This window comes from Streptomyces sp. NPDC005438, from assembly GCF_040606315.1.
Classification (GTDB): domain Bacteria; phylum Actinomycetota; class Actinomycetes; order Streptomycetales; family Streptomycetaceae; genus Streptomyces.
The window spans coordinates 752357-774515 of the sequence record NZ_JBEXEP010000002.1; the positions used below are offsets into that span (position 1 = coordinate 752357).

Consider the following 22159-nt stretch of genomic DNA (forward strand, 5'->3'; position numbering starts at 1 on the left):
GGCGTGTGTCCAACAGCGTGGTCAACAACCTCATCTCGCCCGTGTTCGTAGGCCGTGCCCGGGAGTTGCGACAGCTCACCGGCGTACTGGAACAGGCCGGAGAGGGCCGGCCCCAGGCGGTGCTGCTCGGCGGTGAGGCCGGAGTGGGGAAGACCCGGCTGCTGGAGGAGTTCCTGACCGCCGCGCGGGCGGCCGGAGCGTTGACCGCCGTCGGCGGTTGTGTCGAACTCGGGGCGGACGGCTTGCCGTTCGCCCCCTTCGCGACCGCGCTGAGGGCCCTGCGCCACGCCCTGACCGTCGAGGAACTCACCGAGGCCCTCGCCGGGCGGGAGACCGAACTGGCCCGGTTGCTGCCCGACCTGGCCATCGGCGAGGACGGGGCGGTGGCCGACCCCTCCGAGGAGGAGGACGGGCGGGCCCGGCTCTTCGAGCTGACCGCCCAGTTGCTGGAGCGTCTGGCCCGGGAACGGACCATCGTGCTGGCCATCGAGGACCTGCACTGGGCGGACCGCTCCACCCGGGAACTGCTCGGGTACCTGAACCGCTCCCTACAGAACGCCCGCATCGTGCTGCTGGGCACCTACCGCAGCGACGACATCCACCGCCGCCACCCCCTGCGCCCCTTCCTCGCGGAGCAGGACCGGCTGCGGGTGGTCCGCCGGATCGAGCTGGGCCGCCTCGCCCGCGAGGAGGTACACGCCCAGGTCGCCGGCATCCAGGGGGTGGCCCGGGCCGAACGGGAGCTGGCCGAACGGGTCTTCGCCCGTTCCGAGGGCAACCCCTTCCTGGTGGAGGAGCTGACCACCAACGGCGGCGACTGCGGCATCAGCGAGTCCCTGCGCGACCTGCTGCTGGTGCGGGTGGAGGCCCTGCCCGAGCCCGCCCAGCGCGTGGTCCAGATCGCCGCCCTGGGCGGCTCCACCGTGGAGTACGGACTGCTGGACGCGGTGTGCGGCCTGCCCCAGGACGAGCGCAGCGCCGCACTCCGCGCCGCCGTCAACGCCCACGTACTGCTGCCCACCGAGGACGGCACCGGCTACCGCTTCCGGCACGCTCTGCTGCGCGAGGCGGTCAGCGAGGACCTGCTGCCCGGTGAGGCGGTACGGCTCAACCGCGCCTACGCCCAGGCCCTGGAGGCCGAACCCGCTCTGGTACGGGGCGAGGAGCGGGCCACCCGCCTCGCCCACTACTGGTACTACGGCCGGGACGCCGCCAAGGCCCTGCCCGCCGTACTCCGCGCGGCTACCCAGGCCCGCCGCCGGCACGCCTTCGCCGAGCAGCACCAACTGCTGGAACGGGCCCTGGACCTGTGGGAGGAGGTGCCCGAGGACGTACGGGTCGACCTCCCGCCCATGGAGCACGAGATCTTCCCGCCGTCGGCGCACGGTGACCGTCCCGACCCGGGCGCGCTGGACGCCGCCGACCTGCTGGCCGAGACCGTGGTCGCCGCCCGTACCAGCGGTGACCTGGAGCGGGCCCTGCTGGTCGCCCGCCGGGCCCTGGACCAGCTGGACGACGCCCGCGAGCCCCTGCGGGCCGCCTGGTTCTGGGTGCAACGCTCCCGGCTCACCGAGGAGTTGGGCAAGGGAGACGGTCGGGAGGAACTACGCCGCGCCGAACGGCTGGTGGCCGGCTGGCCCCCGGCCGCCGTCCACGCCGAAGTGCTCTCCGCCGTCGCCGCCTGGGTGATGCTGCGGCAACCGGGGCCGGAGGCCCTGCGTACCGCCGAACAAGCCGTGGAACTCGCCCAGTTGGTCGACGCCACCACCGTCGAACTCCAGGCCCGCACCACCCTGGGCACCCTGATGCTCCAGTCCGGCGACGTGGACGGCGGCCTGGCCGAGATGGCCAAGTCCCGGGAACGCGCGGAGGAGTGTCGGGCGTACGGGGTGATGGTGCGGGCCGACATCAACATCTCCTCCGGCCTGGAGACCGCCGGGCGCTCCACCGAGGCGGTGGAGGCGGCGGCCCGGGCCGAGCGGGGAGCGGCCGAACACGGCCGGGCCGACTTCCGTGCCTTCGCGCTGGCCAACCAGGCCGAGTCCGAGCTGGCCCGGGGCAACTGGGCGGAATCCGCACGGCTGTTGGACCGCGCCGGCGGCCTGGCACGGTCACCCGCCAGCCGGGGACGGGTACTGATCATCTCCGCCAGCCTGGCCTCCCTGCGCGGTGACCTGGACGCCCTCCAGGCGGCCACTGAGGAGGCCCGCAGGACGTTGGGCAACCGGCTGGGCCCACCGCAGAACGCCATCCCGGTCCGCTACCTCGAACTCTCCCTGGCCGCCGGCCGGAACGAGACCGTGCGGGTACGGGAGTTGCTGGACGCCTGCCTGGACGAGGGTTTCGCCCCCGGCACCTACCCGTACGCCTGGCGCCTGCTCTACAACGCCGCCGCCCACGAGGCCCGGGTACGCGATCTGCCGACCGCCCGCCACGGGCGGGCCGCGATACTGGAACGGCTGGGCACCGCCGCGCGCCGGCTGCCCCACCCGGCGCCGGTCTGGGAGGGGTACTCCCGGCTGGTGCGCGCCGAACTCGACCTGGCCGAGGGCCGGGACAGCGCCGAGGGCTGGGCCTTCGCCGCCGCCGCCTTCGAACCCCTGGAGCGGCCGGTCGAACTGGCGCAGACCCGGGGCCGCTGGGCGCAGTCCCTGCTGACCGGGACGCCGGGCCCCGAGGAACGGGAGAAGGCCGCCGAACTGCTGGTGCGGGCCTGGGAGTGCGCGCGCCGGCTCGGGGCAGACGAACTCCGCGCGGAGATCGAGCGGTTGGCCGAGCGGGCGGGCATCGTGGTGTCCTCCTCCGCGCCGCAGCCCCCGGCTCCGAAGCGCGACCCCTTCGGGCTCACCAGCCGGGAACGGGACGTGCTGCGCCTGGTGGCCGCCGGCCACAGCAACCGCCGGATCGCCCAGGAACTGTTCATCTCACCGAAGACGGCCAGCGTGCACGTCTCCCGCATCCTGGCCAAGCTCGGGGTGTCCGGCCGGGGCGAGGCGGCGGCGATGGCGCACCGGCTGCGGCTGGTGCCCGAGGTGGAACCGGGCCGGTGACCCCGAGGGGCCCGGCCTCAGTCGGCCTCCGCCTGGCGGGGAGCCGGGGGCCGGACCACCACCCGCCCGGACGCCAGGTCTATCGGGCCGCGACCGTCCTGGTTGCTGCCCTCCTCGAACCGGGTGTGCTCCAGCCGGCGCCGTTCGTCGTCGGTGTGGCGCCGACCCGGCTGGAACAGCTGCTCGATGAGGTTGAACACGCGGGGCCCCTTCGCGGGTCGGCGGGCTGGTGGTCCACACGCTAGGCCCGGGAGAGGGGTCGGCGATATCGCTCAGCTCACCTTCAGCCTGAGGACGCGGTCGTCCTTGCGGCCCGGGTCGCCCCGGCCGTCGGTCGCGCTGGTGACCAGCCACAGGTGCCCCTCACCGGCGGAGACCACGGTCCGCAGTCGGCCGTAGTCGCCCTGGAGGAAGTCCTGGGGGTCGGCGGCGCTGGTGCGCCCCTGGAGGGGGATGCGCCACAGCCGTTCACCACGGAGGCCGGCCATCCAGACCGAGCCCTTGTTGACCGCGATACCGCTGGGGGAGGCCTCGGAGGTCTTCCACTGCTCCACCGGCGGGGTCATGCCCTTCTTCTTCTGCCGGCCCTCGACCTCGGGCCAGCCGTAGTTGCGGCCGGGTTCGATGGCGTTGAGCTCGTCCCAGGTGTCCTGGCCGAACTCCGAGGCCCACAGCCGTTTGTCCCGGTCCCAGGCCAGCCCCTGTACGTTGCGGTGGCCCCAGGAGTAGACCACCGAGTCGCTCTCGGGGTTGCCGTGGCCCGGCGGGTCGCCGTCCGGGGTCATCCGCAGGATCTTGCCGGCCAGCGAGTCCTTGTCCTGGGAGAGGTCCTCCTCGCCGCTCTCCCCGGTGCCCGCGTACAGCATCTTGTCCGGCCCGAAGGCGATCCGCCCGCCGTTGTGGATCGACCCCTTGGGGATGCCCCGCAGCACGGTGTCCGGGGCGCCGAGCTGTTCTCCGGCGTCGCGCTTGTCGTTGTAGACCATGCGCGCGATGCGGTTGTCGGAGGCGGTGGTGAAGTACGCGTACACCAGCCGGTCCTTGGCGAAGGTGGGGGAGACCGCCAGACCGAGCAGCCCTCCCTCCCCCTCGGCCTCGACGCCGGGCACCGAGCCGATGGTGGTCTTCTTGCCGCTCTTGGCGTCGATGTGCTGGATACGGCCGGTGTCACGCGAGGACACCAGCAGGTCGCCGTCGGGCAGGGGGGCCAGGCCCCAGGGGGAGTTCAGCCCGGTGGCCACCGTGCGTTCCACCGTGACCTTGCCCTTCGCGGGGGCGGCCGGAAGCTGTGAGCGGCTGGGCGAGGCCGAGTCCCGGGGGGACCGCGAGCCGTCGGAGTCGCCGGGGGAGTCGTCACCGTCGGAGGAGCAGCCGGCCGCGCAGAGCAGAGCCAGGGCTACGGCGGTGGTCACGGCGGGGCGTCGCAAGGTGCAGTCCTCTCGTCGGTGGTGGATGGCCACACACTCGGTCAACGTGGTGCCGTCCGTTTTGGTGCCGTTCTCCCGGGGTGGGCCGCGAGGCGTGGTCCGGGGCGCACACGAGGGGGCCCGCCCCGGGGTACCGGGCTCACTCCCAGGACTCCTGGGGTTCCGGCAGGGAGCGGATCTCGGCGAGGTCCTCGGCGGTGAGCCGCAGTTCGGCGGCCCTGGCGTTCTGGACGGCCCACTCCGCGTGCTTGGTGCCGGGGACCGGTACCACTCCGGGGTGCTGGGCCAGCAGCCAGGCCAGCGCGACCTGGGCGCAGCTGGCCGCGCCGTGGCGGGTGGCCACCCGGCGCAGTCCGGCCACGATGGGCTGGTTGGCGGCCATCATCTCGGCGGTGAACCGGGGGTGCCGGGCGCGTACGTCGTCCTCGGTGAAGCCTCCCCCGACGGTGAGCGTCCCGGTGAGGAAGCCGTGCCCCAGGGGCATCGCGGCCAGCAGGCCCACGCCCCGGGCGGCGCACCAGGGGAGGAGCCCGGTCAGGGCGTCGCGAGCCCACACCGACAGTTCGACCTGTACCGCGCTGACCGGGAACACCTGCTGGACGCGTTCCAGTACGCGCAGGGTGCCCCGGTACGCGCCGTCGCCGCGCGGTGCGCGGTCGGCGTCGCCGCGTGGACGGCGCGGTACGGGGGAGCGGCCGGCCGCCCGGTCGGCGGGGCGGAGGGTGTGCGCGCCGACGGCGGAGAGCCCCAGGGCCCGTACCTTGCCGGCCCCGACCAGTTCCGACATCGCGCCCCAGGTCTCCTCGACGGGGACCTCGGGGTCGACGCGGTGGAGCTGGTAGAGGTCGATGGTGTCGGTGCCCAGACGGCGCAGCGAGGCGTCGCAGGCCCGACGTACGTAGCTGGGGCGGCCGTTGGCGACCACGTGGGACTCCCCGATCAGTAGCCCGCACTTGGTGGAGAGCACGGCGTCCTCGCGGGGGCGCTCCCGCAGCGCCCGGCCGATCAGCAGTTCGTTGGTGAACGGGCCGTAGGCGTCGGCGGTGTCCAGCAGGGTGCTGCCCTGGTCCAGGGCGGCGTGGACGGCGCGGACCGCGCTCTCCCGACCGCGCGGCGCGGTGGTGGGGTAACCACAGCTCAGGGGCATACAGCCCAGGCCGATCGCGCCCACCTCCAGTGCGCCCGCCCCGATTGTCCTGCGCTCCACCGCGTTGCCGCTCCCTCCGCGAACCGCCTCCAACGTAGCGGGTGTTCCGGCCAGGCATCGCATAGCCTCTGGCCATGACCTCCGTATCCGTGTCCGCTGACCTGTCCGCCGCCCCGGACGTCTGGTTGCCGATCCCTCCCGAGGAGATCGAGGAACTCCCGGAGGGGCCCCGCTACCTGTACTGGAACGGCGACGGCTACCCGGACGACCCGGCCCGGTGCGGTTTCTACGTGGTGCCGTACATGAAGGGGCCCGAGGTCGCCGTGCGCCCCCTGGCCGAGATGAGTCGGGTGCGCGTGGTGCAGACCCTGACCGCCGGTGTCGACCACGTGGCCCCGGCGGTCGACCGGTTGCCGTCGGGCACGCTGCTGTGCAACGCCCGTGGGGTGCACGACACCAGTACCTCCGAGCTGGCCCTGACCCTGATCCTCGCCTCGCTGCGGGCGGTACCGGAGTTCGTGCGGGCACAGGAGCGGGAGGTCTGGTTGCCCGACGTGCATCCAGCACTCGCAGACCGGACGGTACTGATCCTGGGGTATGGCGCCATCGGTAGCGCCGTGGAGGACCGTCTCGTTCCGTTTGAGGTCTCCTCGGTGCTACGTGTCGCCCGCAAGGAGCGTTCCAGCCCACGGGGACCGGTCCACGGCCTGGACGCCCTGCCCGGGTTGCTGCCCCGGGCCGACGTGGTGGTGGTCTGCACTCCGCTCACCGAGCAGACCCGGCACCTGGTGGACGCCGACTTCCTGGCCCGGATGAAGGACGGTGCGTTGTTGGTCAACGTGGCGCGTGGCGGGGTCGTCGACACCGAGGCGCTGCTGGCCGAGCAGTCGGGCGACCCCGACCGGTGGCCACGGGGCCGCCTACGTGCGGCGCTGGACGTGACCGACCCGGAGCCGCTCCCGTCCGGGCACCCGCTGTGGCGGGCGCCCGGAGTGTTGATCACGCCCCATGTGGGAGGCCCCAGTTCGGCCTTCCTGCCCCGGGCGCGGCGCATGGTCCGGGCGCAGTTGTGGCGGTGGGTTTCGGGGGAGCCGTTGGAGTACACGGTGGCCCGAGCGGGCTGAGTGGAGCGTCCAGTTGGACCATGGCGATGATCAACTGCCGTGGTTTCTGGGTCCGTTGGGGCCGTTGGGTGCAGAACTCCCTTCCCAGAACGCGCATTCCCCTTGGCTGTCACGGTATGTATTGGAACTATGTCCCTGAGTGACGATCCTGGTGTATGGTCCCGGTGGGGGCGAATCAGGACACGAGGGGGGCGACGGGCGAATGCGTGATCAGTGGACGAACTGCCGTATCTCATACGCGCGACGCGCCGCACCGCCGAACGTCGCGGTGTGGCCAGGGAGGTGTCCCCGATGACCAAGACCGCCCCTGCGTTTCCGCCCCTGCTACTCGCGGCGATCTGCGCCGGATACGCCGCCGGCGCGGCACTGGGCTGGGGGACCCTGCCGGTCGCCCTGCTGGTGAGCGAACTCGCCCCCGGCCTGGCCGCCCTCACCGCCGCGGCCTCCTGCCTGTGCTACGCGCGTACCGACCGCGCCGGCTCCCAGCGGCCGGCCTGGCTGCTCCTCGGCTGGTCCTCGATCCTGGTGGGCCTCGGACAGGCCCTGTGGGGCGCCGGCGAACTCCTCCAGGGCGCCCCCACCGCCCGCCCCCCGCTGGTGGACCTCTGCCTGCTCGCCTCGGTGCCGCCCGCCGTGGTCGGGATGCTGATCCTCGCCAAGAGGCCCACCAGCCGGGCCGGTTGGCTCTGCCTGGGCCTGGACGCCCTGCTGATCGTCGGCTCGCTGGCGTCCCTGACCTGGTCCCTCGCCCGCGCCCACGCCGGCGGATGGAACGGCGACTCGGTCGTGCCGGCCGCCCTCACCCTCGCCTACCCCCTGCTCCAGGTCCTGCTGGTGGCCGTGGTGCTGGGCCTCACCTTCCGGCGGTCCCCGGAGCGCCGGCCCGCCATGGGCCTGGCCCTCGCGACGTTGGCCCTGTCGGTCCTCTGCGACGCCCTGCTCACCTCGCCCCTGCTGCGGGAGCGGTACCACACCGGGCAGTTACTGGACGCCGGCTGGCTCGCCGCGTCCCTGCTGCTGGCCTACGCCCCCTGGGCGGCTGCCGATGACCGGCGTACCGGGACGGTGGACGCGGCCGGGGGAGAGGAGTCCCCGGAGGGAGCCGCCCAGGTGCGTCCGGTCACCGGCTTCCTGTCCGCGCTCACCCCCTATCTGGCCGCCGCCGTCTGCTCGTTGGGCGTGCTGCGCGACGTCTGGTCCGGCCGGCCCGCCGACCCGGTGGTGCTGGCCGTCGGCGGGGTCGTGGTGTTCACCCTGGTGGTGCGGCAGGGCGTCATGCTGCTGGACAACATCACCCTCGCCCAGGAGCTGGCCCAGAAGGAGAACCACTTCCGGTCACTGGTGCAGGGGTCCAGCGACGTCATCATGATCGCCGCCTCCACCGGTGTCCTGCGCTACGTCTCACCGGCTGCCACCGGGGTCTACGGCACCCGGGCCGACGACCTGGTGGGCACCGAACTCGCCTCCCTCATCCACCCCGAGGACCTCGGCAGGGTGTTCCACGAGATCCGCCGGTTCCTCGCCGCCTCCCCCCAGGAGGAGCCCTCCACCCGGATCGAGTGCCGTTTCCGCCGGGGCTCCGGTGGCTGGCTGAACGTCGAGTCCACCATCAACCGCTACCGTGGCGGGCTCATCTTCAACAGCCGTGACGTCACCGAACGGGTGCGCCTCCAGGCCCAGTTGCAGCACAACGCCTCCCACGACCCCCTCACCGACCTCCCCAACCGCGCCCTGTTCACCGAACGGGTCGGCCAGGCCCTCACCGGCCGTCGGGGCGGCGACGGTGAGGCCGCCGTGCTCTACATCGACCTGGACGGCTTCAAGGCCGTCAACGACACCGCCGGACACCAGGCCGGCGACGAACTGCTCATCCAGGCGGCCCGGCGACTGCGGGAGTCGGTGCGCGCCGGGGACACCGCCGCCCGACTCGGAGGTGACGAGTTCGCGGCCCTGATCCAGGGCGACGGCAACCGTGAGGGACCTGACCGGGACCGCCGTATCCGGGAGATCGCGGACCGGCTGCGGGTGCGCCTGTCCGAGCCGTACCAGGTGGACGGCGCCGAACTGCGCGTGGCCGCCTCGATCGGCGTCGCCTTCGCCGAACCCGGCATCACCCCGGCCGCCCTGATGCGTCACGCCGACGTGGCGATGTACCGCGCCAAGGAGTCCGGCAAGGGCTGCGTCAAGCTCTACAGCGCCCAGCTCCGCCAGGAGCCCGCCCCCACCCGCACCCTGCTGATGCCCGCCCTCCAACGGGTGCTGGGCGACGGGGAGTTGGCCCTGCTGCACCAGCCGGTGGTGGAACTGGCCACCGGTCGGGTGACCCACCTGGTGGCGCAGGCGCGGTGGCGCACGCCCCAGGGGTACCTCTTCACGCCCACCGAACTGTTCCGGGGCGACGGCCGCCCGGCCGAGGGCGGGCACCCCGACCACGCCGCGAGGGTCGGACGCTGGTTGCTGGAGGAGGCGGTGGAGCAGGCGGCCGAGCGGTACCGCAAGGGACTGCGCGTCCCGGTCGCGGTACGCATCTCCGCCCGGAGGATCACCGACCGTACGCTGAGCCTGGCCGGGGTGGAGAAGCTGCTGAAACGGCATCGACTCCCCGCCGGGGCACTGATGTTGGAGCTGTCCGACAGTGACCCACGGATACCGCTGGAGGAGTTGGAGGTACGCCTGTCCGCCCTCTGCCGGATGGGGGTGAGCGTCTCCCTGGACGCCTTCGGCAGCGGGTACGCCGCCATCGCCGCGCTGAGGCGGCTCCCCATCGACGTACTCCGGCTGGACCGGGGCCTGGTGGACGGCATCGTGGAGTCCGGGCGGCTGCACAAGATCACCTCGGGCCTGCTGAAGATCTCCACCGACCTGGGGCTCAGCTCCATCGCGGACGGGGTGGACCACCCCGAGCAGGTGGCCACCCTGCGCGCCATGGGCTGCACCCACGGGCAGGGCGTGGCGTTCGCCGGACCCCTGGAGAAGGAGGCGCTCCTCGAAGCCCTGGAGCGGGGTGTCTACCCGGTGCCCTCGGCCGAGCGGGCGCCGCGTTCCCAACCGGTGACGGTGCCGGCGTCCGGCTCCCCGGTGCCCGCGCCGGCACCCGGGCCCTCGCCCTTTCGGCGTCGCCGACTCCCCGGTGGCGGCCCGGCGACCAGTGAACTCCCCCGGCAGCGGCCACATAATGAGACGCCCATCCCACCAACTTGACACCCGGGGTCGGCCGGAGGGAAGGTCTGACCCATGCGCACCCTAGTACTCGTAATTGGTCAGCGCGTCGGTTGATCGGATCCGCACGATCCGCGCACCCCACCGACGCGCTCCCCTCGCTTGCCCACCGGCACGAGGGGTTTTTTGTTGCACCAGCGTCCCCGAGCAAAAGCACCCACGACAGGCGCAAGGCGCGCAAACCGGCGCCATACTGGCCCGACAACACCGAGTGTCAACACCTCACTCCTTGAGAGAGAAGCCGATGACCGAGCAGGCAACCGGGGCCACGCCCCGACCTCAGCCAAGGCCCCGCGGTGGTGTCCACCCCGCGGCGCAGAACGAGCAGATGACGGGCGCCAAGTCCCTCATCCGTTCCCTTGAGGAGGTCGGGGCCGACACCGTATTCGGCATCCCCGGTGGTGCGATCCTCCCCGCCTACGACCCGATGATGGACTCCAGCAAGGTGCGGCACGTGCTGGTGCGACACGAGCAGGGTGCCGGACACGCCGCGACCGGGTACGCACAGGCCACCGGCAGGGTGGGGGTGTGCATGGCCACCTCGGGCCCCGGAGCCACCAACCTGGTCACCCCGATCGCCGACGCCCACATGGACTCCGTGCCCCTGGTGGCGATCACCGGACAGGTCGCGGCCAGCGCCATCGGTACCGACGCCTTCCAGGAAGCCGACATCTGCGGCATCAGTATGCCGGTGACCAAGCACAACTTCCTGGTCACCGACCCGGCCGACATTCCGCGCACCATCGCCGAGGCCTTCCACATCGCCAGCACCGGTCGCCCCGGGCCGGTGCTGGTGGACATCGCCAAGGACGCCCTCCAGCAGCGGACCACGTTCAGCTGGCCGCCCAACGTGGACCTGCCCGGCTACCGGCCTGTCACCAAGCCGCACTCCAAGCAGATCCGGGAGGCCGCCCGGCTGCTGGGCGAGTCCCGCCGGCCGGTGCTGTACGTGGGCGGCGGGGTGCTCAAGGCCGGCGCCACCGCCGAGTTGAGGATCCTCGCCGAGCTGACCGGAGCCCCGGTCACCACCACCTTGATGGCCCTGGGCGCCTTCCCCGACAACCACCCCCAGCACCTGGGGATGCCCGGGATGCACGGCTCCGTCGCCGCGGTCACTTCACTACAGAAGGCCGACCTGATCGTCGCCCTGGGCGCCCGCTTCGACGACCGGGTGACCGGCAAGCTGGAGTCCTTCGCCCCGCTGGCCAAGGTGGTCCACGCCGACATCGACCCCGCCGAGATCGGCAAGAACCGGGCCGCCGACGTGCCGATCGTCGGGGACGCCCGCGAGGTGTTGGCCGACCTGATCGTGGCCGCCCAGGCGGAGTTGGAGTCCGGCCACGCCGGCGAGGCCGCCCAGAGCCGCTACGAGGCCTGGTGGACCCAGCTCAACCGCTGGCGTGACACCTACCCCCTGGGCTACGACCTGCCCGAGGACGGTTCGCTCTCCCCCCAGCAGGTGATCCAACGGATCGGCGAACTGGCCCCGGAGGGGACCATCTACGCGGCCGGGGTCGGGCAGCACCAGATGTGGGCCGCCCACTTCATCGAGTACAACTCCCCGGCCTCCTGGCTGAACTCGGGCGGCCTGGGCACCATGGGGTACGCGGTGCCCGCCGCCCTCGGGGCCAAGGCCGGCCAGCCGGACCGTACGGTGTGGGCCATCGACGGGGACGGCTGCTTCCAGATGACCAACCAGGAACTGGTCACCGCGGCCCTCAACAACATCCCGATCAAGGTCGCCATCATCAACAACGGCGCCCTGGGCATGGTGCGCCAGTGGCAGACGCTGTTCTACAACCAGCGCTACTCCAACACCGTGCTGCACAGCGGCCCCGGCGGCGACGCCGCGGGCTCCGAGGAGCCACCCCGGGGCACCCGCATCCCCGACTTCGTCAAACTGGCGGAGGCCATGGGCTGTGTCGGCATCCGCTGTGAGAGCCCCGAACAGCTCGACTCGGTGATCGAGAAGGCCAACTCCATCAACGACCGGCCCGTGGTGGTGGACTTCATCGTCCACGAGGACGCCATGGTGTGGCCGATGGTCGCGGCAGGCACCTCCAACGACGAGGTCATGGCGGCCCGCGGGGTCCGCCCGGACTTCGGCGACGGCGAAGACGACTGAGAACGGGGCGAGAAACAGCCATGTCCAAGCACACCCTGTCCGTCCTGGTGGAGAACAAGCCCGGCGTCCTGGCACGGATCACCGCCCTGTTCTCCCGGCGCGGCTTCAACATCGACTCCCTCGCCGTGGGGACCACCGAACACCCGGACATCTCCCGGATCACCATCGTGGTGAACGTGGAGGACCTGCCGCTGGAGCAGGTCACCAAGCAGCTCAACAAGCTGGTGAACGTGCTGAAGATCGTGGAGCTGGAACCCCAGTCGGCGATTCAGCGTGAACTGGTGCTGGTGAAGGTCCGCGCGGACAACGAGACGCGCTCCCAGATCGTGGAGATCGTCCAGCTGTTCCGCGCCAAGACGGTCGACGTCTCCCCGGAGGCGGTGACCATCGAGGCCACCGGCGTCAGTGACAAGCTGGAGGCGATGCTCAAGATGCTGGAGCCGTACGGCATCAAGGAGCTGGTGCAGTCCGGCACCATCGCCATAGGGCGGGGAGCGCGGTCCATCACCGACCGTTCGCTGCGCGCCCTGGACCGCAGCGCCTGACCGGCGTCGCGCCCACCCAACGAGACCAACCCCGCTCCAGTCCCGTCCCCCGGTGGACAGGACAGCACGATCCGAACAAGGAGACATCCCCAGTGGCCGAGCTGTACTACGACGCAGACGCCGACCTTTCTCTCATCCAGAACCGCAAGGTGGCGGTCCTGGGCTACGGCAGCCAGGGCCACGCCCACGCGCTGTCGCTCCGCGACTCCGGGGTGGACGTCCGCGTCGGCCTGCACGAGGGCTCCACCTCCCGTACCAAGGCCGAGGAGCAGGGCCTGCGGGTCACCACGCCGGCGGAGGCCTCCGCCGAGGCCGACGTGATCATGATCCTGGTCCCGGACCCCATCCAGGCCCGGGTCTACCAGGAGTCCGTCGCCCCCCACCTCAAGGCCGGGGACGCCCTGTTCTTCGGGCACGGGTTCAACATCCGCTTCGACTTCATCAAGCCCCCGTCCGACGTCGACGTCTGCATGGTCGCCCCCAAGGGGCCCGGCCACCTGGTGCGCCGGCAGTACGAGGAGGGGCGCGGGGTGCCCTGTATCGCCGCGGTCGAGCAGGACGCCACCGGCGGCGCCTTCCCGCTGGCCCTCGCCTACGCCAAGGCCATCGGCGGCACCCGGGCCGGGGTCATCAAGACCACCTTCACCGAGGAGACCGAGACCGACCTCTTCGGTGAGCAGACGGTGCTCTGCGGTGGCGCTTCGGCACTGGTCAAGGCCGGTTTCGAGACGCTGGTGGAAGCCGGCTACCAGCCGGAGATCGCCTACTTCGAGTGCCTTCACGAGCTGAAGCTGATCGTGGACCTGATGTACGAGGGCGGCCTGGGCAAGATGCGCTGGTCGGTCTCCGAGACCGCCGAGTGGGGCGACTACATCACCGGCCCGCGGATCATCAACGACCAGACCAAGGCCGAGATGAAGCGCGTTCTCGCCGAGATCCAGGACGGCTCCTTCGCCCGGAACTGGATGGCGGAGTACGAGGCCGGGCTGCCGAAGTACAACGAGTACAAGAAGACCGACGAGGACAGCCTGCTGGAGACCACCGGCCGCAAGCTGCGCCAGCTGATGAGCTGGGTCGACGAGGACGTCGACTGAGCTGACGGACGCGGCGGCGCCTCGTTCGTGTGACGCCCCGGCCACGGGGAAGGCCGCCTCGTCCACACCGGTTACGGGTGTGGACGAGGCGGCCTGTGGTCTTGGGTCGCCCGGGGGTGTAGCCGTTGGCCGAAGCTCGACTGACCGGCCGACCGCGTGGATACACTGCCAGCGACAAGCGCGTCCAGGCTCACAGCGTCGTGCGTCTGCCCCTGCCCAGCGCAGGGATCGATTTCCTCCACCACCCATCACGGTCGTCGGGACGCGGCCGTGGAGACACTCGGGTAGATCCGCCATTACTGGAGACCACGTGAGCAAGCCCGTAGTACTCATCGCCGAAGAGCTCTCTCCCGCCACCGTGGAGGCCCTCGGCCCGGACTTCGAGATCCGCCACTGCGACGGGGCCGACCGCGCCCAGTTGCTGACCGCCATCGCTGACGTGGACGCCGTACTGGTGCGCAGCGCCACCAAGGTGGACGCCGAGGCGATCGCGGCGGCCGGGAAGCTGAAGGTCGTGGCCCGCGCGGGGGTCGGGCTGGACAACGTCGACGTACCCGCGGCCACCAAGGCCGGGGTGATGGTCGTCAACGCCCCCACCTCCAACATCGTGACCGCCGCCGAACTCGCCTGCGGGCTGCTGGTGGCCACCGCCCGCAACATCCCGCAGGCCAACACCGCGCTGAAGAACGGTGAGTGGAAGCGCAGCAAGTACACCGGTGTGGAGCTGAGTGAGAAGACCCTCGGTGTGGTCGGGCTGGGACGCATCGGCGTGCTGGTCGCCCAGCGGATGGCGGCCTTCGGGATGAAGGTCGTGGCCTACGACCCCTACGTCCAGCCGGCCCGCGCGGCGCAGATGGGCGTCAAGCTGATGACGCTGGACGAACTGCTGGAGACCTCGGACTTCATCACCGTCCACCTGCCGAAGACCCCCGAGACCCTGGGCCTGATCGGCGACGAGGCACTGCACAAGGTCAAGCCCTCGGTGCGCGTCGTCAACGCCGCCCGGGGCGGCATCGTCGACGAGAGCGCCCTGGCCTCCGCCCTCAAGGAGGGACGGGTGGCCGGAGCCGGTCTGGACGTCTACTCCTCCGAGCCCTGCACGGACTCCCCGCTGTTCGAGTTCGACCAGGTGGTGTGCACCCCGCACCTGGGCGCCTCCACCGGGGAGGCCCAGGAGAAGGCCGGCATCTCGGTGGCCAAGTCGGTCCGACTGGCGCTCGCCGGCGAACTGGTGCCGGACGCGGTCAACGTCCAGGGTGGTGTGATCGCCGAGGACGTACGACCGGGGCTGCCCCTGGCCGAGCGGCTGGGACGGATCTTCACCGCCCTGGCCGGCGAGGTCGCCGCCCGTCTGGACGTGGAGGTGTACGGGGAGATCACCCAGCACGACGTCAAGGTGCTCGAACTCTCGGCCCTCAAGGGCGTGTTCGAGGACGTGGTGGACGAGACCGTCTCCTATGTCAACGCCCCGTTGTTCGCCCAGGAGCGCGGCATCGAGGTACGGCTGACCACCAGCTCCGAGTCGCCGGAGCACCGCAACGTGGTGGTGGTGCGCGGCACCCTCACCGGGGGTGAGGAGGTCTCGGTCTCGGGCACCCTCAGCGGGCCCAAGCACCTGCAGAAGATCGTCGCCGTCGGGGAGTACGACGTCGATCTCGCCCTCGCCGAGCACATGGCCTTCCTGCGGTACGAGGACCGGCCCGGTGTGGTGGGTGCCGTGGGACGGATCCTGGGCGAGGCCGGTATCAACATCGCCGGGATGCAGGTCTCCCGTACCACCGTCGGTGGTGAGGCGCTGGTGGCGCTGACCGTGGACGACACCATCCCGTCGTCGGTGCTGTCCGAGATCGCCGGCGAGGTGGGCGCCACCTCCGCCCGCTCGGTCAACCTGGTCGAGTCCTAGACGCTCTCCTCCGGCCGGCCGCCCGCCAGGGCGGACGGTGGCCGAGGTGTACGGGGCCGGGTCGGCGAGTTCCGCTCGCCGACCCGGCCCCTCGCCGTTCCCCGTCGGGTGGACGATGCCTGGCCGCCGGTGTCCGGTGGGCCCGCTCTTCTCCGCCGCTCCGGCCCCCGGAGAGGGCACGGGTGGGCGGGGCGGGACAACGGTCCGTGCCGGTTGTAGGGTCCACGAGATCATTGACACTGGCTCCTGCGGAAACGCCGGAATCCGGGCTTCGCGAGCAGTGACTGCGTCCGTTCGTTATGAGCAATCCGGGCCCGGCTGTCAGATAGGGAAGTTACTCTCCGTTGTGTTGTCCGGCAGCCAACCATGATGGGGTCCCCTGTCCAGACTCGGCAGGGTCGATGGGGCCGACGCGATACTGAAGGGCCCTGCTGTGGTGTAGACGCTGTCCCATACGTTGGTGGGGAAGGTCTGTTCAGGGGGCCATACGAGTGTGTCGCGTGGTGGCCGTAGAGCGATCAAGCCACTGTCGTCGTCGGTAGGCGCGAGAGTGTGGCCATCGGGCAGTCGAGATTGAGGATCTGGAAGCCGAGGCGGAACAAGCGCATGTGGGCGATATGGCCCTCAGGGCTCTCGCGTCCAATCCGATCGCCCGTGCGGTCCGTCCGCCAAGCACCCCGCGAAGACCGTCACCGACCACCTGCGCGTCTTGGCCAGCCACGCCCGGGCGGTGGCGGTGCTGATTGCCCGGAAGTCCGGCGCAGGGGGCGACAAGTAGATTGTGCCCCGGCGGCAGGCGCCATCCGCCGGGGCACCTCGTATGGCGGGACCACGAAATGCCGCGTCGATAGCACTGCCCAGATGCCCTGAGCGGGCCAGTGCAGAGGTATTGATCAACCACATCATGGGTCATTACGCTTTGTGAGTGGATGATGACGAGGGGGATCGCTTCTCCGACGCGATTCGGCTTCTGCTGCTCATCGCGGCGGTGTGCGATCCGTTGAACGAAGCCGAGCAGCAGGCCGCGCCGAAGGATGCGGTGGGTGTGCTGCGCGCTGAGGGCCGGCTGCAGAAGCTGGACTTCTGGCTGCGCAACCCGGATTACCTGGCCGATGAGCTTCTCAACGACTACGAGCGCGAACATGAGTCCATCAACCTGGAGCTGGCCGGCGACATCCTGGATTCGGACGAGCCGGAGATCTGCGCCATCCCGATGCTGCGCTACCTGTTCGGGGCGTTCGAGTACATCGACCTGGCGATGAGCATCCTGGCCGTCCCGCGGCTGGTGGTGGTCGTGCCGCGGCGCACGGTCAAGCGGGTGCTTCAGGACAACTACTACCTCACGGCCAAGGGCCGCGAGCTCGCTGAACGGGCAACGGAGCAGTTCCCGGTTCTGGCCTGGTACACCGAACGCGCCCGCCTCGTTCGGGCGCTGGCCGAGGCCACCGGGCACTCCGCCCTGGCGCTGCGCACGCGGCAGTACCTGCAGCGCGACTACGCCCAGACCCCGTTGAACGAGGTCATCCCATCGATCGCCGACCGGGCCCGCGCGCGCCTGGCCCGGCTGCGCGCCGAAGCAGAGCAGGGGGACGCCGCGTGACCACAGAGCCTTTGCCGGTCCCGTCCGATACTGAGCTGTATGAGCAGATCGCCGCCCGCGTGCCGTCCGCTGACGTGGAGAGGGCCCGCGCCACGCTGTCTGCCCACGGCATCCAGCTGACCAGCCCGCTGCCCGCGCGACGGCAACTGGTCGTGCACCGGCTGTACTGCGAGGGCACCAAGACCGGCACGACCGACAACGATGGCGCCTTCACCTTTGACACGCCACTGGGGCCGGGCCCGTGGGCGATCGCCAGCACCCTGAACAACGTCGGCAAGTCGAGCCTTCTGTGGGCACTGAGCTACGCCCTGCGCGGGGACGGCTTCGACGCCTTCAAACGACCGGAAACGGTGAGCTGGTTCTCCTACGTCCGGGCAGACATCGAGGTCGCCGGCGTCGCCGCCTCCATCCGCCTGACCTTCGACAAGCCCGACCGCCCGAGCTGCCGGCTTTTGAGCGCCGACACCCTCGAGCACCTCGCTGCCCTCGAAGGCTCCCAGGAGACCGGCCCCGGCGTGCGCGTGGCGGCCACCGCGGAACCAGAAGGCGTCAAGGAGCTCATCGACCGTTTCATGCTCGACCGCCTGGGGCTGCGACCTCTGCCCCTGTGGGCGGCCGAGGCTGGCGCTCCGAAGGACGCCGACGGCAACCGCGACAGCGCGGAACAGGTGCACGGCTGGGCCAGCTACTTCTACGCCATCGCGCTGAACTCGGGAAACTCCAGCGTCCTGCTGGGCCCAACGTCCTACAACCAGCTCCCCGTGAAGCTGATGCAGCTCTTCCTCGACGTCCCCTACGCATCCGAGCTCACCCAGATCAACACCGCCCGCAAGAAGGGCACCCAGGAGACCAACCGTGTTCAGCGCCGGGCACGCGAAGATGCCCACGCCCGCGAGCAGCAGACCGAGCCGCTGCGCCAGGCGCTCAGGGCCGCCGAGGAGAAGGTGGTGACCCTGGAAGTGAACCAGCCCGACCTGACGGGCCTGCTCGCCGACGTCGACGCCGCCGCACGTCGGCTCGCCCAGGACCAGGCAGCCCTTCAGGAGGCGGAAGAAGGCCACGCCCTCGCTCACAAGGCGCGCTTGAAGGACGAGAGAGCCGTCCGCCGAGCCCAGCAGAGCAACGCCGCCCGGCTCCTTCTGGGAGCCCTCGACCCGGAGTCCTGCCCGCGCTGCGACCACGAGATCGACGATGCCCGGCGCACCGCAGAAGAGGCCGACCACCGGTGCTCGATCTGCGCAAGCCCTCTGCCGGAGGTCCAGGACGACCCGGACGCGCGGGCCGCACTGCTCAGCAGACTGGAGGACCGGGTGAACGCCTCCCGTACGGCCGAAGACGCAGCCCGGCAGGCTGTCCAGACGACTACCACCGCCTGCGTCAACAGTCGTACTGCGTACGACCTGGCGAACGCCCGGCTTACCGGGGCACGCTCCGGCAGCTGGTACACCCGTCTCGAATCCGCCCGGCAGGACGTCTACCAGCTACGCGGTGCGCTGGCTGTCGCCACCGGCAATGGAATGGGACTGCCGGAGGTGGTCGGTGATTACGTCACCGCAACGACAAGTCCGTCGGACACCGAGGATGACTCCGACGACGGCGATGCCATCTTGGAGGCGGCCGCCGGGGTGTTGTCGAAGGTGGTCGCCGACCACAGTAACGCGCTGTTCGCCGACCTGAACCGCGAGATCGTCGCCATCGCCCACGACCTCGGTGTGGCCAACCTGACCAGCGTCGAACTCAACCTGGCGGGGCACCTCAACGCCCGCAAGACCGGTGCCAAGCACCCCTTCAAGTCGTTCAGCCCCACCGACCGCCTGCGCATGCGCATCGCGGCCATCGTCGGCATGATCAAAGTCGGCCGCAAACGGGGGATCATGTCCCACCCCGGCCTGCTGCTCATCGACGCGCCCACAGCCGAAGAGCTCTCCCACGACAACGCGCGCCAGTGCATCAAGACCCTCTATGACACTGCGGCCAACGACCACGGCATCCAGATGGTGATCACCTCGATCGACGACGCCGTTTGGGAGTTCTTCCCCGAGGACCGTACCGTGACCGGTCCTGACCAGCGTCAGCTTTTCTAGGCCAGGCCACCAGGGGTATCCAGCAACGCGAGGGAGGCGGAAGGCATCGTGCACGTCATCGACGAACGCCTGGCTCAGTGGGCCGCATGCGCCTCCCGGCCCCAACTACGCGCTGGCCCGATGGTGGACGACCTCGGAGGCCTGGACGTGGTCCTCGCCGCCGCAGACCACCTCGGGAAGGGCACCTTCCTCCACCACCTCATCCAGGCGACCGCACACCACCTCGACGCCTTTGGTACCGAAGCGTGCAAGCCGCTGTACGACGCCGTCCTGAGCGGCCTTCGGAGTAACACCAACCACGCTGCCTTCGCCAGCGCCACCGATGCCCTCGCTGGCCGCCCCGCCCTGGCACGTGAACTTGGCACTCCACTGAATCGAACGCTCCTCGCTCGCCTCCAACAAGCCCAAGATGCTGACGACGACCTCGCTGCGGCCCTCATCGGGGTGGAAGCCGCAGACTGTCTCGTCCAACTCACCCTGGCCGGCATCATCAAAAGCGCTGCGCGTCTCCTCGGGGCCATGGACGAAGCAACCGAGGACCCTGCCGCACTTCCTGAGGCCATGGCCACCCGCCTGCCCCGCCTCCTCGGTGTCCTTGACGCCCACCATCCCAGCGCCGGCCTCCGCGACGCCCTCGAACGCTGCCTGATGCTCGATCACACCTGCCGAGACGCGGCATTCGAACTCGCCCTCGGTGACCTGCGCCAGGCTCTGGAACAAGACCAGTACGCGCCCATGGCCAAGCAACTCCGCAAAACCCAGGACCGGCTGGCCGAACTGATCACTCTGGACCCCGACCGTCTGGACGCCCAGCTCTACCACGCCGCCATCGAGGCCGTCCTCGGCCTGTCCGCTCCCGACGCTCCCACACGCGTCCACACGGCCGCTGCCACTCTGCGCGACGCCCTCCACCGCTACCGGGACTATCGCTATCGCGCCCGCACACCGGCCTGGGCACGGCCGCGCCAGAACGATGTGATCGCCTGGTCGGAACTAACCGTCGTGCTGGATGGCGCTGCCGCACACCTTGCTCCCGATGACCCCTGGTACGAGGGCGGCCACGGCATCCTCACAGCCCTGCTTCGCGCGTACACCGCGCACAACACGGTCGCCGTACTCAAGGACACCCCCGCGGCCGCGGCCGCGGAGACCCTGGTGGCGCCTGTCGTCGAAGACGCCTTCCTCCAGCACGAGCACCGGCAGCGCTTCCTCGAGCACGCCTTGGCCCATGACGAGGAACTCCGCGACGATCCTGCGGCCCAGCAACTCCACGCCGCCCTCCTCCACCGCACCAAGACCAGCAAGACCTCCCCCGGTCAGCAGGCGACTGATCAGGGAAAAGCGCGCCGCTGGCAGCGGCTGGCACACCAACTCAAGGACGAATTCGCTGCGTTCGTTGACCAGACGCCGGAGCACGTCCTCGACCGCCTGGAACTTGGCCTGCGCACCCACGAAGACGTCCTCGCTCCCATCGCCGACCCCAAGTACGGCCGCCTCAAGGCGCGACTTCTCAGGCAGCTGGAAAGCTCCAGCGACTGGATTACCGGCATCGCATACGAGTTCACCGCTCTCCTTGAAACCACAATCCGCTATGCCTACCTCTGCTATGACGTCGGCCGAAAGATGGGCGGCTCTTACACCGAGCACCTCCGCAAACGTGACAAAGATGGCAAGAAGCAGAAAGTGGATGAAGCCCTATTCCATCAGCACTACCGGGAAGTGCTGCAGTTCTCAGCGCTCTTCAGCGTCGTTAACTCAGAAGTCATCGACAAGGCAGGCGGAAGAACCGACATCCTTGTCTCCTTCGGCGCCGTGCAATTCAACGTCGAATGCAAGATCGAAGAAGACGACGCCAGCGAAACCGCACTACGTCAATACGTCGCCCAAGCGGCCGAATATCAAAACACCAACGCTGGCTTCGCCATCCTGCTCGCTCTCGATAAAACCGTCGACGCCGAAGGCGCCGTCAACCTCTTCTCCAGTATCTGGATCGAACCCGTCCAGCGTCCCGGCGAATCTGAACCATGCCTCGTCGTCATCATCCGCATTCCAGGAGGACGCGAAAACCCCAACCTGCTGCGCCCTGCCCCCGCCTCGTAGCGGCGACTGCGGCCTGGACGACGACTATCTGGGTAGGCCCGTTGACCTACCGGCAACAGACCTACCCATCTACTTATCAGGGCCTCTGCCGGTCACGGACCGTACGGGATGTCAGCCCGGCCTGCGATCGTGCGGCTGTGGATGACGAGACCTTCTGGAACATGATCGACCGCTGCAGAGAGCAGACCCAGCACCCGAATGAGCGGCTCTCTTGGCTGCGTGGCCACCTGTCAGGACAGCCTGAGGCGGAGATCGTGCAGTTCCAGGTATGCCTGGATCGCGCCCTGGTGCCAACGTTCACCTGGGATCTGTGGGCAGCAGCGGAGCGGATCCTGGGCTGGTGCTCCGACGACACCTTCTTCTACTTCCGGCTCTGGCTGGTCGGGCTGGGCCGCGACATGTTCGAGCGAGTGGCCCGGGATCCCGACGCGCTCGCCAACGCACCGGAGATTCAACGGCTCGCCGGCCGATCTCCAAGAGCCTGGTCGGACGAGGAGTGGCCCGAATGGGAGGAGCTGGACTATGTCGCGGGGCGCGCGTTCGAGGACGCGACGGGTAAGGCAGTCGAAGACTTCCACAAGGCCATGGATGCACTCCACATCGAGGACCTTGAGCCGAGAGAGCCAGTTGGCGAACGGTGGGACGCGAACCGCGACGACGAGACCGCACGTCGTTTGCCACGACTCAGTGCGCTGTTCCCCGCCACTGAAGTGCTGTGACGGGGTCGCATGGTCCGAGTTT

General features: G+C 70.1%; 15 protein-coding genes. 11 read left to right on the plus strand and 4 right to left on the minus strand.

Annotated features, from left to right (window positions below; genetic code table 11):
• Positions 1-5: 5 nt before the first annotated feature.
• Entirely contained in the window at positions 6-3050 is a 3045-nt protein-coding gene (locus ABZT14_RS08045) for an AAA family ATPase (protein WP_356298445.1), read from the plus strand.
• A gap of 17 nt (positions 3051-3067) precedes the next feature.
• Here ABZT14_RS08045 and ABZT14_RS08050 read toward each other — a convergent pair whose 3' ends face one another.
• The 3 genes from ABZT14_RS08050 to ABZT14_RS08060 form a co-directional block, all read right to left on the minus strand.
• Positions 3068-3250, minus strand: coding sequence for a DUF6191 domain-containing protein (locus tag ABZT14_RS08050; RefSeq protein ID WP_356298447.1), 183 nt, complete (start codon positions 3248-3250; stop codon positions 3068-3070).
• A 72-nt stretch (positions 3251-3322) separates the two neighbouring features.
• Positions 3323-4462, minus strand: coding sequence for a PQQ-dependent sugar dehydrogenase (locus ABZT14_RS08055; protein WP_356298449.1), 1140 nt, complete (start codon positions 4460-4462; stop codon positions 3323-3325).
• A 154-nt stretch (positions 4463-4616) separates the two neighbouring features.
• On the minus strand, positions 4617-5684 hold the full coding sequence (locus tag ABZT14_RS08060) for an aldo/keto reductase (RefSeq protein WP_356298451.1): 1068 nt from the start codon (positions 5682-5684) through the stop codon (positions 4617-4619).
• A 74-nt stretch (positions 5685-5758) separates the two neighbouring features.
• Here ABZT14_RS08060 and ABZT14_RS08065 point away from each other — a divergent pair, with 74 nt between their 5' ends.
• The 8 genes from ABZT14_RS08065 (at position 5759) to ABZT14_RS08100 (ending at position 19318) form a co-directional block, all read left to right on the plus strand.
• Positions 5759-6748 (plus strand): 2-hydroxyacid dehydrogenase, encoded by a 990-nt coding sequence (locus ABZT14_RS08065; RefSeq protein ID WP_356298453.1) that lies wholly within the window; start codon positions 5759-5761, stop codon positions 6746-6748.
• A 291-nt stretch (positions 6749-7039) separates the two neighbouring features.
• The gene (locus ABZT14_RS08070; protein ID WP_356298455.1) at positions 7040-9949 is read left to right on the plus strand and encodes an EAL domain-containing protein; all 2910 of its coding nucleotides are present in this window, start codon (positions 7040-7042) and stop codon (positions 9947-9949) included.
• 262 nt (positions 9950-10211) lie between these two features.
• Positions 10212-12092 carry an acetolactate synthase large subunit gene (locus ABZT14_RS08075; RefSeq protein WP_356298457.1) on the plus strand — a complete coding sequence of 627 codons (1881 nt, stop codon included), beginning with the start codon at positions 10212-10214 and terminating at the stop codon, positions 12090-12092.
• Positions 12093-12112: 20 nt separating this feature from the next.
• The gene (ilvN, locus tag ABZT14_RS08080; protein ID WP_356298459.1) at positions 12113-12637 is read left to right on the plus strand and encodes an acetolactate synthase small subunit; all 525 of its coding nucleotides are present in this window, start codon (positions 12113-12115) and stop codon (positions 12635-12637) included.
• 92 nt (positions 12638-12729) lie between these two features.
• Entirely contained in the window at positions 12730-13731 is a 1002-nt protein-coding gene (ilvC, locus tag ABZT14_RS08085; RefSeq protein WP_356298461.1) for a ketol-acid reductoisomerase, read from the plus strand.
• 310 nt (positions 13732-14041) lie between these two features.
• The gene (gene serA / locus ABZT14_RS08090) at positions 14042-15634 is read left to right on the plus strand and encodes a phosphoglycerate dehydrogenase (protein WP_356298463.1); all 1593 of its coding nucleotides are present in this window, start codon (positions 14042-14044) and stop codon (positions 15632-15634) included.
• 925 nt (positions 15635-16559) lie between these two features.
• On the plus strand, positions 16560-17234 hold the full coding sequence (locus ABZT14_RS08095; RefSeq protein WP_356298464.1) for a hypothetical protein: 675 nt from the start codon (positions 16560-16562) through the stop codon (positions 17232-17234).
• Positions 17231-19318: a hypothetical protein gene (locus ABZT14_RS08100; protein ID WP_356298466.1), complete on the plus strand. Its 2088-nt coding sequence runs from the start codon at positions 17231-17233 to the stop codon at positions 19316-19318. Before ABZT14_RS08095 ends, ABZT14_RS08100 begins: the two co-directional genes overlap by 4 nt.
• A gap of 105 nt (positions 19319-19423) precedes the next feature.
• Here the strand turns inward: ABZT14_RS08100 and ABZT14_RS08105 are convergent, their stop codons facing one another.
• The gene (locus ABZT14_RS08105; RefSeq protein WP_356298469.1) at positions 19424-20038 is read right to left on the minus strand and encodes a hypothetical protein; all 615 of its coding nucleotides are present in this window, start codon (positions 20036-20038) and stop codon (positions 19424-19426) included.
• 15 nt (positions 20039-20053) lie between these two features.
• On the opposite strand from ABZT14_RS08105, the gene ABZT14_RS08110 reads away from it, so the two are divergent.
• Positions 20054-21418, plus strand: a complete 1365-nt coding sequence (locus ABZT14_RS08110; RefSeq protein WP_356298471.1) for a hypothetical protein — start codon at positions 20054-20056, stop codon at positions 21416-21418.
• A 137-nt stretch (positions 21419-21555) separates the two neighbouring features.
• Positions 21556-22137 carry a DUF4240 domain-containing protein gene (locus ABZT14_RS08115; protein WP_356298473.1) on the plus strand — a complete coding sequence of 194 codons (582 nt, stop codon included), beginning with the start codon at positions 21556-21558 and terminating at the stop codon, positions 22135-22137.
• Positions 22138-22159: the final 22 nt, after the last annotated feature.

Excerpts from the sequence above, each read along its gene's own strand:
- ABZT14_RS08110 (WP_356298471.1), top strand. The coding sequence starts at position 20,054 with ATGGCCAAGCAACTCCGCAAAACCCAGGACCGGCTGGCCGAACTGATC.
- ilvN (WP_356298459.1), top strand. The coding sequence starts at position 12,113 with ATGTCCAAGCACACCCTGTCCGTCCTGGTGGAGAACAAGCCCGGCGTC.
- ABZT14_RS08075 (WP_356298457.1), top strand. The coding sequence starts at position 10,212 with ATGACCGAGCAGGCAACCGGGGCCACGCCCCGACCTCAGCCAAGGCCC.
- ABZT14_RS08070 (WP_356298455.1), top strand. The coding sequence starts at position 7,040 with ATGACCAAGACCGCCCCTGCGTTTCCGCCCCTGCTACTCGCGGCGATC.
- ABZT14_RS08065 (WP_356298453.1), top strand. The coding sequence starts at position 5,759 with ATGACCTCCGTATCCGTGTCCGCTGACCTGTCCGCCGCCCCGGACGTC.